Origin of the sequence: Mesorhizobium shangrilense (assembly GCF_040537815.1) — a bacterium.
In the GTDB taxonomy this organism is placed as follows: domain Bacteria; phylum Pseudomonadota; class Alphaproteobacteria; order Rhizobiales; family Rhizobiaceae; genus Mesorhizobium; species Mesorhizobium shangrilense.
Map to the genome: position 1 here is coordinate 2,739,368 of NZ_JBEWSZ010000001.1, position 13,423 is coordinate 2,752,790.

8 protein-coding genes are annotated in these 13,423 nt (G+C 64.0%); all 8 read left to right on the forward strand.

Annotated features, from left to right (window positions below; genetic code table 11):
- The first annotated feature begins 19 nt into the window (after positions 1–19).
- The 8 genes from glnT to ABVQ20_RS13745 all read left to right on the forward strand — a co-directional run bounded on the left by glnT (position 20) and on the right by ABVQ20_RS13745 (position 13,417).
- Positions 20–1,327 (forward strand): type III glutamate--ammonia ligase, encoded by a 1,308-nt coding sequence (gene glnT / locus ABVQ20_RS13710; RefSeq protein WP_354460034.1) that lies wholly within the window; start codon positions 20–22, stop codon positions 1,325–1,327.
- A gap of 36 nt (positions 1,328–1,363) precedes the next feature.
- Positions 1,364–2,617 (forward strand): sarcosine oxidase subunit beta family protein, encoded by a 1,254-nt coding sequence (locus ABVQ20_RS13715; protein WP_354460035.1) that lies wholly within the window; start codon positions 1,364–1,366, stop codon positions 2,615–2,617.
- 16 nt (positions 2,618–2,633) lie between these two features.
- Positions 2,634–2,909 (forward strand): sarcosine oxidase subunit delta, encoded by a 276-nt coding sequence (locus tag ABVQ20_RS13720; protein WP_354460036.1) that lies wholly within the window; start codon positions 2,634–2,636, stop codon positions 2,907–2,909.
- The gene (locus tag ABVQ20_RS13725; RefSeq protein ID WP_354460037.1) at positions 2,909–5,890 is read left to right on the forward strand and encodes a sarcosine oxidase subunit alpha; all 2,982 of its coding nucleotides are present in this window, start codon (positions 2,909–2,911) and stop codon (positions 5,888–5,890) included. The genes ABVQ20_RS13720 and ABVQ20_RS13725 overlap by 1 nt, the downstream gene beginning before the upstream one ends.
- Complete coding sequence (locus tag ABVQ20_RS13730; RefSeq protein ID WP_354460038.1) at positions 5,883–6,509, forward strand: sarcosine oxidase subunit gamma; 627 nt, start codon at positions 5,883–5,885, stop codon at positions 6,507–6,509. Before ABVQ20_RS13725 ends, ABVQ20_RS13730 begins: the two co-directional genes overlap by 8 nt.
- Before the next feature lie 263 nt (positions 6,510–6,772).
- Positions 6,773–9,142: a trimethylamine N-oxide demethylase gene (locus ABVQ20_RS13735; protein WP_354460039.1), complete on the forward strand. Its 2,370-nt coding sequence runs from the start codon at positions 6,773–6,775 to the stop codon at positions 9,140–9,142.
- Between the two features lie 255 nt (positions 9,143–9,397).
- Positions 9,398–11,107 (forward strand): trimethylamine N-oxide permease, encoded by a 1,710-nt coding sequence (locus ABVQ20_RS13740; RefSeq protein ID WP_354460040.1) that lies wholly within the window; start codon positions 9,398–9,400, stop codon positions 11,105–11,107.
- 207 nt (positions 11,108–11,314) lie between these two features.
- The gene (locus ABVQ20_RS13745; protein ID WP_354460041.1) at positions 11,315–13,417 is read left to right on the forward strand and encodes an oxidoreductase; all 2,103 of its coding nucleotides are present in this window, start codon (positions 11,315–11,317) and stop codon (positions 13,415–13,417) included.
- Positions 13,418–13,423 lie beyond the last annotated feature (6 nt).

Here is a 13,423-nt window from a genome sequence, read left to right on the forward strand (position 1 = left end):
CAATAAGCGAGGAACTATAATGGGGAACGATCTCGCCGCATTCGCCAAAAAGAACGGCGTCAAATATTTCATGATTTCCTACACTGACCTGTTCAGTGGCCAGCGTGCCAAGCTGGTGCCTGCACAGGCCATCGCCGACATGCAGAAGGACGGCGCCGGCTTTGCCGGTTTTGCCACATGGCTCGACTTGACGCCTGCGCATCCCGACATGCTGGCGGTTCCGGATCCGGATTCGGTGATCCAGCTGCCATGGAAACCGGAAGTGGCGTGGGTAGCCGCCAACTGCATCATGGATGACAAGGAGGTCGACCAGGCGCCGCGCAACACGCTGAAACGCCTCATTGCCGAAGCCGCAAGCGACGGCATGCATGTCAAGACCGGCGTCGAAGCGGAGTTCTTCCTGATCTCGCCGGACGGCAAGACGATCTCAGACGAATACGACACGGCGTCGAAGCCCTGCTACGACCAGCAAGCGGTGATGCGCCGCTACGATGTCATCGCCGAGATCTGCGACCACATGCTGGCGCTCGGCTGGGGCGCCTACCAGAACGACCATGAGGACGCCAACGGCCAGTTCGAGATGAACTGGGCCTTCGACGACGTGCTGGCGACCGCCGACAAGCACTCCTTCTTCAAGTTCATGGTCAAGTCGATCGCGGAAAAGCATGGGCTGCGCGCCACCTTCATGCCGAAGCCCTTCCAGGGCCTGACCGGCAATGGCTGCCATGCTCATATCTCGGTGTGGGACAAGGCTGGCAAGACCAATGTCTTCGCCGACAATTCGATGGAGCTTGGCCTGTCTGCCAAGGGCAGGAATTTCCTCGGCGGCATCATGAAACATGCTTCCGCGCTCGCCGCGATCACCAACCCGACCGTCAATTCCTACAAGCGCATCAACGCGCCGCGCACCATTTCGGGCGCGACGTGGGCGCCGAACACGGTGACCTGGACCGGCAACAACCGCACCCACATGGTGCGCGTGCCCGGCCCCGGCCGCTTCGAACTGCGGTTGCCGGATGGCGCGGCCAACCCGTATCTGCTGCAGGCGGTCATCATCGCCGCCGGCCTCGACGGCATCCGTTCGAAGGCAGACCCGGGCAAGCGCTACGACATCGACATGTACCAGCTCGGCCATACCGTGAAGGGCGCGCCGAAGCTGCCGCTCAACCTGCTCGACGCGCTGAGGGAGTTCGACAAGGACAAATCGCTCAAGGCGGCGCTGGGTGAGGAATTCTCGTCGGCATACCTAAAGCTGAAGCACCAGGAATGGAATTCCTATGCTTCGCACTTCACGCAATGGGAGCGCGACCACACGCTGGACATCTGATGTCCGGAGTGAGGCGAGCGACCTCGGAATGAACGCATGAAATACTCGATCTTCTCGCTCGCTCGCGCCGCCCTTTCCGGGCACAAGAATTGGCAGCGCACCTGGCGCGACGCCACGCCGAAGGATCGCTACGACGTGGTGATCATCGGCGGTGGCGGCCATGGCCTGGCCACCGCCTGGTTCCTTGCCAGCGAGTACGGCATCAAGAACGTCGCCGTGCTCGAAAAGGGCTGGATCGGCTCCGGCAATGCGGGCCGTAACACCACCATCATCCGCTCCAATTACGGGCTGCCCGGCAATACCGGCTTCTACGAGCTGTCGATGAAGCTGTGGGAGCGGATGGAGCAGGACCTCAACTACAACACGATGGTCAGCCAGCGCGGCGTCATCAACCTCTATCATTCCGACGGCCAACGCGACGCCTATGCGCGGCGCGGCAACACGATGCGCATCAACGGCATCGATTCCGAACTGCTGGACCTTGCAGCGGTCAAGAAGATGATGCCGTTCCTGAACTTCGACAATGCGCGTTTTCCGGTGCAAGGCGGCCTGCTGCAGCGGCGCGGCGGCACGGCGCGGCACGACGCCGTCGTCTGGGGCTACGCGCATGCGGCAAGCGCGCTCGGCGTCGACATCATTCAGAACTGCGAGGTGACCGGCTTTACCCGCGACGCCAACGGCAAGGTGACCGGCGTCGAGACGTCGCGCGGCAGGATCGGCGCGGGAAAAGTCGGCATGGCAGTTGCCGGCAGTTCGTCGCGTGTCGCCTCCATGGCCGGCCTGCGGCTGCCTATCGAAAGCCATGTGCTGCAGGCCTTCGTGTCCGAGGCCATCAAGCCTCTGATCCCCAATGTCATCACCTTCGGCGCCGGTCATTTCTATGTCAGCCAGTCGGACAAGGGCGGGCTGGTCTTCGGTGGCGACATAGACGGCTACAATTCCTACGCCCAGCGCGGCAACATGCCGGTCATGGAAGATGTCTGCGAGGGCGGCATGGCGCTGATGCCGATGATCGGCCGCGTGCGCCTGCTGCGTCAGTGGGGCGGTATCATGGACATGTCGATGGACGGCTCGCCAATCATCGACAAGACGCCGGTGGACGGGCTCTATCTCAACGCCGGCTGGTGCTATGGCGGCTTCAAGGCAACGCCGGGCTCCGGCTTTGTCTTTGCGCATCTGCTGGCCCGCGACGAGACCCACAAGGAGGCGGCACGGTTCCGCCTCGACCGGTTCCGGACTGGTGCCGTGATCGACGAAAAGGGCCAGGGCGCCCAACCGAACCTTCACTGAGGACGGTCAGGAAACCATGCGCATTGTCTGTCCCTTCTGCGGTGAACGCGAGCTTGGTGAGTTCACCTATCTCGGCGACGCCAAGCCGTTACGGCCGGCGGCCGGCGCGTCGGAGGACGAGGTCTTCGACTATGTCTACCTGCGCGACAACATCGCCGGCGAAACGAGCGAACACTGGTACCATGGCGGCGGCTGCCGGGCCTGGCTGAAGATCGCCCGCAACACGCTGACGCACGAGATTGCTTCCATCGAACCGGCGGCAGGCGCCGGTGCAGCGAAGGTTGACGCGTGATGGCCGGTGCGCAGACAAACCGGCTGGACAAGGGCGGTCTCATCGACCGCTCGACGTCGCTGAATTTCCGCTTCGACGGCAAAAGCTTTGCCGGCTTCAAGGGCGATACGCTGGCCTCGGCGCTGATCGCCAACGGCGTCAAGCTGGTCGGCCGCTCGTTCAAATACCATCGTCCGCGCGGCATCCTGACCGCCGGCTCCGAAGAGCCCAACGCACTGGTCGAACTGCGCACGGGCGCCCGGCGCGAGCCCAACACCAAGGCGACGACGGCGGAGCTTTATGAAGGGTTGGTGGCCGCCAGCCAAAACCGCTGGCCGTCGCTGCGCCATGATGTGATGTCGGTGAACCAGCTGTTCGCGCCGATCTTCGTCGCCGGCTTCTACTACAAGACCTTCATGTGGCCGGCCAAGTTCTGGGAAGCCATCTACGAGCCGGCGATCCGCCGCGCCGCCGGCCTTGGCCGGGGCGCCGGAATTGCCGATCCCGATCACTACGACAAGGCCTGGGCCTATTGCGACGTGCTGATCGCGGGCTCCGGCCCGGCGGGCCTGGCAGCGGCCCTTGCCGCCGGCCGCACGGGCGCCCGCGTCATCCTGTGCGAGGAGGATTTTTCGCCCGGTGGCCGTCTGCTGTCGGATGGCGGCACGATCGACGGACTTCCAGCAGCCGAATGGCTTTCACGGACACTGGCCGAACTGGCGGCAATGCCCGATATCAGCATCATGACCCGCACGACGCTGTTCGGTGTCTATGACGGCGGCACGTATGGCGCGCTGGAGCGGGTCAACGACCACCTGCCCTCGCCGCCCGAACACCAGGTGCGCCAGCGCCTGTGGCGGATCGTGGCAAAACGCTCGATTGTCGCGGCTGGCGCGCTCGAACGTCCCATAGTCTTTGCCGGCAACGACACGCCGGGCGTGATGATGGCCTCGGCGATGCGGACATACATCGCCCGCTACGCGGCGACGCCGGCAAAACGCATCGCACTGTTCACCAACAATGAGGATGGCTGGCGCACGGTCGAGACGGCACTTGGCGCCGGATTGCAGATCGCGGCGGTCATCGACGCGCGTGCGGATGTGTCGGCCGCCCATCGCTCGCTCGCCTCCAAGGGAGGCTTTCCGGTTCTGCACGGCTCCGTCAGCGGTGTCGACGGCGGCAAGGACGGGGTGCGGAAAATCTCGGTGACGCTGACCGGCGGGGCGCGCGCCGAGGTCGAAGCCGGCGGGCTCGCCGTTTCCGGCGGCTGGAACCCGGCGGTCGGGCTGACTTCCTACCATCGCGGCCGGCCGAAATGGCTAGAAGACATCGCCGCCTTCGTGCCTGATGGGGCACCTCCCGGCATGGTCGCCGTCGGTGCCGCCAACGGCGCCTTCGGACTTGGCGCCTGCCTGCGTGAAGGCTTTGCCGCCGGCGCGGCAGCAGCAGGTGACACAGGACGCAACGGCAACGCCGGGGTGTCGCCGGTCGCCGAAGACGAAGCTTTTTCGCTGGCGCCGCTCTGGCATGTGGCGGGCAAGGGCAAGGCCTTTGTCGACTACCAGCACGACGTCACCGCTTCCGACATCGAACTGGCGCAGCGCGAGGGCTTCGAATCGGTCGAGCATCTGAAGCGCTATACGACGCTCGGCATGGCCACCGACCAGGGCAAGACCTCGAACGTCGCCGGCCTCGCCATCATGGCTGCGGTGAGCGGCCGGTCCATTCCCGAGACCGGGACGACAATCTATCGCCCGCCCTATGTGCCGGTCGCCATCGGCGCCTTCGCCGGCCACCATCGCGACGAGAATTTCCACGCCACACGGCTGACGCCGTCGCATCACTGGGCGGAAGAACAAGGCGCCATCTTCGTCGACACCGGCCTGTGGAAGCGCGCGCAATGGTATCCGCGCGCCGGCGAGAAGGACTGGCTGGAATCGGTGACCCGCGAGGTCAAGGCGGTGCGCGGCGGCGTCGGCTTCTGCGATGTCTCGACGCTCGGCAAGATCGACGTGCACGGCCCGGATGCCGGCGCCTTCCTCGACCGTGTCTACATCAACACTTTCTCCAACCTCGCCGTCGGCAAGGCACGTTACGGGCTGATGCTGCGCGAGGACGGGTTCGTCTACGATGACGGCACCACATCGCGGCTGGCGGAAGACCATTATTTCCTGACCACAACCACTGCCAAGGCCGGGCTGGTGATGCAGCATCTCGAATTCTGCCGGCAGGTGCTGTTTCCCGAACTCGACGTGCAGCTGACGTCGGTTTCGGACCAGTGGGCGCAATTCTCGATCGCAGGGCCGAAGACGCGTGATCTGCTCAAGGAAATCGTCGATCCGGCGGAAGACCTTTCCAACGAAGGTTTTCCGTTCATGGGCGCACGGGAAGTGTCGCTGCGCGGCGGCATCACGGCGCGGCTGTTCCGCATCTCCTTCTCCGGCGAGATGGCATTCGAGATTTCGGTCCCTGCCCGCTACGGCGACGCACTGGTTCGCAATCTGATGCTGGCCGGAAAGCAATTTGGCGTGACGCCTTACGGCACCGAGGCGCTCGGCGTCATGCGCATTGAAAAGGGCCATGTCGCCGGGCCGGAACTGAGCGGCACGACGACGGCAGGCGATCTTGGCCTCGGCAAGATGATGTCGGCCAAGAAGGATTTCATCGGCCGCGTCATGGCCGGACGCGAAGCGCTCGTCGCTGCCGATCGTCAGGTCGTGGTCGGCATCAAGCCGGTCGACAAGGCGCGCCGCCTACGTTCCGGCGCACACGTCATTCCGAAGGGACAGACGCCGGGTCCGGACAACGACCAGGGCTACGTCACCTCAGTGTGTTTCTCGCCGACACTCGACCAATGGATTGGCCTCGCACTTGTCGAGCGTGGCCGCGAGCGCATCGGCGAGATCGTCCATGCGCATGATCCGCTGCGCGGCGAAGACTATGACGTCGAACTGTGCAATGCCGTCTTCTACGATCCGGATGGAGGGCGCCAGCGTGGCTGAGTTTTCCTGGAATCTCCGCAGTCCGCTGGAGAAGGCGCTCGTGCCGGGCGCGCATGGTGCACGCGGCGAGGCCGGCGTCTCGCTGACCGAGGTCCGCAATTTCGACCTTATCCAGGTGATGGCGCGGCGCGGCAAGGCGGCTGAGATGGGCAAGGCCGCGAAGGTGCGGTTCGGTGTTGCGGCTCCGGATGCGCCCAAGGCGGTGCAGGTTTCGGACGTCACGCTGATCTGGTCAGGGCCGGACCAATTCTTCGTCCTGTCGAAGGGCGACAAGCATACGATGCAGATACTGGCGCCGACGTTTTCCGATCCCGCCTCTCTGTCCGACCAGTCACATGCGCGGGCGTTGATCAGCATCTCCGGCATCAAGGCGCGGACGATGCTGGCCAAGCTGTCGTCGATCGATCTGCATCCCGATACATTTCCGATCGGCGCGGCCGCCGCGACCTCGATGGACCACACCAGCGTCACGCTCTGGCGCGGCAATGATCGGGCCGATGGGCAGTCGGTCTTTAACGTTCTGGTGTTTGCGACCTTCGCCGACAGCCTCTGGCATACGATGCTGGATTCGGCCGCAGAGTATGGCGTGGCGATCAATCATTCCGAGGAATTGGCATAATGCCACGCCTCCCCTTCTCCCCTTGTGGGAGAAGGTGGATCGGCGCGCAGCGCCGAGACGGATGAGGGGTGTTCCAGCAGAGTGAGACGTTGGCATTCCCTGGAGCACCCCTCATCCGTCGCCCTCGGCGACACCTTCTCTCACAAGGGGAGAAGGGCAAGCCACTGCCATCCCCGCCTTGCCAAACTCACTCGCGCTGCTATTCTCCCTGCTAAAATAATTTCACGCACAGGCAAACCTTTTTCTCGAACCGCAAGGCTGAGATGAGCCAGTCGCCCTACCCTGCCGTGACCACCGGACCGCCGCGCCCGAGCCTCATCCTGAGGCCCGGGCAGATCGCCATGCCGCCGGGCGTGGAGCGTTATACGATCCAGGGCAGCGGCGCGGTGCTGATCGAGGTCGAGGCCGGCGATACGCTCACCGTGCGCAATGTCGAAGGCGGCCAGGCGTGCGAGTTGGTGGCCTGGGACAAGACAGGCGTCACCGACCCCGGCATTTTCGGTGAAACATCGAACAGCAACGCCGCCGGCGTCAAGGCGCTGCTTGCCGAAGGCGATGACAGCCTCGCCGCCTTGCGGCGTGGTCTCGAACGCCGGCAGGTACAGGTTGATCATGCCAAGGCAGTGCGCGTGTTCGGCGCCGCCACGCCGGCCGGCACCGAACAGGCTTTCACCGTCGTGCGCGATGGCTCGATGGTCATAGCCGCACCCGGCGGGCCGATGCTGGTCGATGGTCACGACACCGCGACGCCGCTTACCGTCATCGTCCGACGCGCCACCATCCGCCCGGCAACGAAATCGCAAATGGGCGATCCGCTGGCCGATCCGGTGCTCGACCTACGGGTCCACTCGGCGACGGCGGAAGCCTATTTCGTCAAGGCCGGCGACTATCTGCAGATCATCGATGTCGACGGGCGCCAGTGCACGGACTTCCAGTGCTTTTCGGCGCGCAAGCTCGACAAGGGCCTCGATCATCCGCTCGACGTGACGACCACACGCACGCTGATGGGCTCGAGCTACCCGATGCCCGGCCTGCATTCGAAATATTATGACCAGGACATGGAGCCGCTGGTCGAGGTGATCCAGGACACATGCGGCCGGCACGATGCGTTCGCACTCGCTTGCGCGGCCAAATATTACGACGACATCGGCTATCCCGGCCACACCAACTGCTCGGAGAATTTCAACCGCGCGCTGGCCGACAAGGGCGCCAATCCCCGCGCCGGCTGGATGGCGATCAACTTCTTCTTCAACACGGCGATCGACGCCCATGGCGTCATGGTCTCCGACGAGCCATGGTCGCGACCCGGCGACTATGTGCTGCTGCGGGCACTAACCGACATCGTCTGTGTCTCCTCCGCCTGCCCCGACGACACGACCCCGGCCAATGGCTGGAACCCGACCGACATCCATGTGCGAGCCTATTCCGGCCAGCACAAATTCTCGCGAGCGATCGCCAGACGCATGACGCCCGATTCGGAACCCAAGATGACCCGCGAGACCGCCTTTCATTCGAGCTTTGCCAAGCACACCCGCAACTTCGTCGAGTACAAGGGCTACTGGCTGGCCAATTCCTTCGCCAAGGAGGGCCCCATCGACGAATACTGGGCCTGCCGGCAGGACGCGGTGATCATGGATCTGTCACCGCTGCGCAAGTTCGAGGTCACCGGCCCGGACTCGGAGGCGCTGCTGCAGTACACGCTGACGCGTGACGTCAAGAAGCTCGGCGTCGGCCAGGTCGTCTATTCGGCCATGTGCTACGAACATGGCGGCATGATCGACGACGGCACGCTGCTGCGCCTCGGCAAGGACAATTTCCGCTGGGTTGGCGGCGACGATTTCTCAGGCGAATGGCTGCGCCAGACCGCGACCAAGCTCGGCCTCAACGTGCTGGTGCGCTCGTCCACCGACCAGATGCACAATGTTGCCGTGCAGGGGCCGAAGAGCCGCGACATCCTGAAGGAGGTGATCTGGACCTCGCCGCTGCAGCCGTCGATCGAGGAACTGGAATGGTTCCGCTTCGCGGTCGCGCGCATCGGCGGCGGCAACGGCATTCCCATCGTCGTCTCGCGCACCGGCTATACCGGCGAGCTTGGCTACGAGATCTGGTGCCATCCGCGCGACGCCGAAAAGGTGTTCGACGCCGTCTGGGAAGCCGGCCAGCCGCACGGGCTGAAGCCGATGGGGCTGCAGGCACTCGACATGGTGCGCATCGAGGCTGGCCTGATATTTGCCGGCTATGAATTCTCGGATCAGACCGATCCGTTCGAGGCCGGCATCGGCTTCACCGTGCCGCTGAAGACCAAGACCGACGACTTCATCGGCCGCGAGGCGCTGATCCGACGCAAGGAGCATCCGCTAACAAAGCTGGTCGGCCTTGATATCGACGCCAATGTCGCTGTTGGCCATGGCGACTGCGTGCATGTCGGCCGCGCCCAGATCGGTGTCGTCACGTCGGGCGTGCGTTCGCCGGTGCTGAACAAGAACATCGCGCTGGCGAGACTTGACGTCACCCACGCCGCTGTCGGTACCGAAGTCGAGATCGGCAAGCTCGACGGCCATGCCAAACGGCTGCCGGCACGGGTCGTCCCTTTCGCCCATTACGATCCGCAAAAGACCCGGCCACGTTCCTGACTGCCGCCTTTTTGGGCACGTGGAACTGGCGGTCGGCGTTACCGCCGGGCGCATTATCGTTCGCACTCGCAAGCGTGATGTGCACGGCGCCATAAAACGCTTGACGTGAAAGCGCGCCGGATCAATCTTCACTCTTAAGAAAAAAATACAACTGAGTGGAAACATTCAGGTGACACGGACCATTTGACCGGGGAGCAAGCTTCGCGAAGCCGAGGCATCGCCGGCGGGGAACATCAAAAAGGGGAACACAAACACATGAGCTCGATAAGCACTGCCTTGGAGCAGCCTGCGGAAAGCAAGCTGCATCGCAATATCGACTGGCGCGGCGCCTTCTGGGTGGCAAGCGGCGTCCCTGCCCTCGTCCTGTTCTCGATCGGCGGCATTGCCGGCACGACGGGAACCCTGGCATTCCTGATCTGGACCGCATCCATGATCATGGGCTTCCTGCAATCCTTCACCTATGCGGAAATCGCAGGCCTGTTCCCGAACAAGTCCGGCGGCGCCTCGATCTACGGCGCCACCGCCTGGCTGCGCTATTCGAAGTTCATCGCGCCGCTCTCGGTCTGGTGCAACTGGTTCGCGTGGTCGCCGGTGCTATCGCTCGGCTGCTCGATCGCCGCCGCCTATATCCTCAACGCGCTGGCGCCCGTGCCGCTGTTCACCGATGCCTCGCCGGATGTCGTCGCCTATATCGCGGCGCATGCCGGAACGAGCGCAGCCGACGCCGTCACCGCGGTGACGGCCGCCGCGACGCCGGCGATCCGCAACTGGACGCTGTTCAGCCATACGCTCGGTCCGGTCTCGTTCACCTTCAACGCCACCTTCTTCATCGGCGCAGTGCTGATGCTGATCATCTTCTCCATCCAGCATCGCGGCATCCTGGGCACGGCCAATGTGCAGAAATATATCGGCCTGCTGGTCATCATCCCGATGCTGATCGTCGGCGTCGTGCCGATCTTCACCGGCCAGATCAACTGGGCGAATTTCTCGCCGCTGGTGCCTCTGGCAGCAGCCTATGCACCTGAGCCCGGCTCGTGGAATATCGCCGGCTGGACGCTGGTTTTTGGCGGCATGTTCATCGCGGCCTGGTCTACCTACGGTTTCGAGACAGCCGTCTGCTACACCTCCGAATTCAAGAACCCGGGCACCGACACGTTCAAGGCGATCTTCTACTCCGGCTTGCTCTGCATGCTGCTGTTCATCCTGGTGCCGTTTACCTTCCAGGGCGTGCTCGGACTGAACGGCATGCTGGCGACCCCGATCGTCGACGGCTCCGGCGTCGCCGATGCGCTGGCCGGCATGGTCGGCGGCGGACATCTCATCCACAGCCTGCTGGTGATGCTGATGATCCTGGCGCTTGTGCTGTGCATCATGACGGCGATGGCCGGCTCCTCGCGCACGCTCTACCAGGGCTCGGTCGACGGCTGGCTGCCGCGCTACCTCAGCCACGTCAACGAGCATGGCGCGCCGACGCGCGCGATGTGGACCGATCTTTGCTTCAACCTGATCGTGCTGGCCATCGCCTCGGCCGACGCGACGAGCTTCTTCTTCATCCTCGCCGTGTCGAACTGCGGCTACATCATCTTCAACTTCCTCAACCTCAACGCCGGCTGGATCCACCGCATCGACAACGGCCATATCGCGCGGCCATGGAAGGCGCCAAGCTGGTTGCTCGGCATCGGCGCGATCTTCGCCTATGTCAACGCGATCTTCATGGGCGCCGGCGCCAAGGTCTGGAACCCGATGGCGCTGTGGGCCGGGCTGATCACGGCGGCGCTTATCATCCCGGTGTTCTGCTACCGTCACTATATCCAGGACGGCGGCAAATTCCCTCCCCATATGCTGGCGGACCTCGGCATGACGTCGTCGGATCTGGCGGTCAAGAAGGCGGGCATCCTGCCCTATCTGACGCTGATCGCCGGCGTCGCCGTGATGCTCATCGCCAACTGGCTGTTTGTCATCTGAAACCGCCCGAGACGGTCAAGCGCACCTCGGTGCGCTCGACCTGCATCACATAGCTTCCCGGAAGCTGGACCCACCCCGATGTCATCGTGGTGGGTTCTCTTTTTTCGGGCCAATCGCCGGCACCAGCGCATGGGCCATTGCGTTCCGTGACGGGCGCGAATATGCTTGTTGAACGATCGTACAACAAGCATATTCTGTGAAGCCCTGATGACCTGTAATCCTCGTTACGAAATCCTGTTCGAACCGATGCGGATCGGGCCTGTCACGGCGCCGAACCGTTTCTATCAAGTGCCCCACGCAAGTGGCATGACAAACGCGCTGCCACGGGTCCGTGCCGCCTTTCGCGAGGCCAAGGCCGAGGGCGGATGGGGCGTGATCTGCACCGGCGCCTGTTCGATCGACCCCACTTCGGACGACACGCCGCTGCCTTTCGCCACCCTGTGGGACAAGAACGATATCCGCGCGCATGCGCTGATGACGGAGGCGGTGCATCGCCATGGATCGCTTGCCGGCGTGGAACTCTGGCACGGCGGCGCTTCGGTGATGAACAGGACAAGCCGGCTGCCGCCACTGTCGCCATCCGGGATTCCATGGATGGCCACCCATGTCGGCTTCATGGGCAATCTGCGGCCAAAGACGATGGACAAGGCCGACATACGCGAGGTGTTGCGATGCCAGGCCGAGGCGGCGCGCAAGGCGCGCACCGCCGGTTTCGATGTCGTCTACGTCTATGCCGGCATGGGCTATCTCGGCTACGAATTCCTGCTGCCCGAATACAATCATCGCGTCGACGAATATGGCGGATCGATCGACAATCGCGTGCGCTTCGTGCGAGAGATGATCGAAGTCACCAAGGATGCGGTGGGCAAGGATTGTGGCGTCGCGTTGCGGGTCAGCCTCGAGGAACTGCGCGGCCGGCCCGGCCGCAATCAGCCCTCCGAGGCCCACGAGCTTATCGAACTGCTGGCCGACCTTCCCGACCTGTTCGACGTCAAGATGGATTCCAGCCCGACCGACTGCTCGGCGTCCCGCTTCACCGGCGAAGGCAGCCATGAGCCGGTGATCGACTTCGTCAAATCGCTGACCAGGAAACCGGTGGTCGGCGTCGGCCGCTTCACCTCGCCCGATGCCATGGTCTCGCAGATCAAGCGCGGCGTGCTGGATTTCATCGGTGGCGCGCGCCCTTCGATCGCCGACCCGTTCCTGCCGGCCAAGATCCGCGAAGGCCGCGAGGCGGAAATCCGCGAATGCATCGGCTGCAATATCTGCATTTCGAGCTGGCATGACGGCGTGCCGGTGCGCTGCACCCAGAACCCGACCGCCGGCGAGGAATGGCGGCGCGGCTGGCATCCCGAACGCGTCGAACGCGCCGACAAGCCCGAGCGAATCCTCATTGTCGGCGGCGGACCTGCCGGGCTCGAATGCGCCGTAACCCTCGGCCGTCGCGGCCATGAGGTGACACTTGCCGACAGCAGCCGGTCCTTCGGCGGGCGGCTGACCTTCGAGAAGACGCTGCCTGGCCTCGCCGCCTGGAACCGCGTCGTCGATTACCGGCTCGGGCGCCTCGGCGAGATGAGCAATGTCGCGCTCTACCCAGAGAGCACGCTCGGCGTCGATGAGATCCTCGACCTGGCGCCGGACCGCGTGGTGCTGGCGACCGGCGCGCGCTGGACGAACATGCTCTATTCCTCGCTGGAAATTCCGGTCGGCCGGCTCGACCATCCGAATGTGTTCACCCCAGACGACATTGCCGGCGGCCGGCTTCCCGAAGGGCCGACGCTCGTCTTCGATTTCGACAATTATTACATGGGCGGCGTCCTCACCGAGCATCTGGCCGCGCAGGGCATTCCGGTCAGCTATGTGACCCCCGCTGGCCAGGCGTCCGCATGGACGATCATGACCAACGAGCTGCCGCTGGTGCACCGGGCGCTGGCACGACGCAAGGTGGCGGTGACGACGCTGCATTTGCTGAAATCCTTCGACGGCGAGACGGCGACGCTGGCGCATCTCTTCACCGGCGAGGAGACCCGCCTGGCCTGCCGCTCGGTGCTGATCGTCGGGCTGAGATTGCCGCACGGCGAACTCTTCAAGGCGCTGACGGAACGGGCCGACGACGTTGTTGCTGCCGGCATCCGCAGTGTCGATCGCATCGGCGACACGCTGGCCCCCGGCGCCATCGCCCATGCCGTGCACAGCGGCCACAAGTTGGCTCAGGAGATCGGCGCGACTATTCGCTGGCAGCCCTATCGCCGCGATACGCCGATCGTCGACGCGGTCGAGAATTTCGATATGCGCACGGCAGCCGAATAGGAGTAT

Excerpts from the sequence above, each read along its gene's own strand:
- glnT (WP_354460034.1), top strand. The coding sequence starts at position 20 with ATGGGGAACGATCTCGCCGCATTCGCCAAAAAGAACGGCGTCAAATAT.
- ABVQ20_RS13715 (WP_354460035.1), top strand. The coding sequence starts at position 1,364 with ATGAAATACTCGATCTTCTCGCTCGCTCGCGCCGCCCTTTCCGGGCAC.
- ABVQ20_RS13720 (WP_354460036.1), top strand. The coding sequence starts at position 2,634 with ATGCGCATTGTCTGTCCCTTCTGCGGTGAACGCGAGCTTGGTGAGTTC.
- ABVQ20_RS13725 (WP_354460037.1), top strand. The coding sequence starts at position 2,909 with ATGGCCGGTGCGCAGACAAACCGGCTGGACAAGGGCGGTCTCATCGAC.
- ABVQ20_RS13735 (WP_354460039.1), top strand. The coding sequence starts at position 6,773 with ATGAGCCAGTCGCCCTACCCTGCCGTGACCACCGGACCGCCGCGCCCG.
- ABVQ20_RS13740 (WP_354460040.1), top strand. The coding sequence starts at position 9,398 with ATGAGCTCGATAAGCACTGCCTTGGAGCAGCCTGCGGAAAGCAAGCTG.
- ABVQ20_RS13745 (WP_354460041.1), top strand. The coding sequence starts at position 11,315 with ATGACCTGTAATCCTCGTTACGAAATCCTGTTCGAACCGATGCGGATC.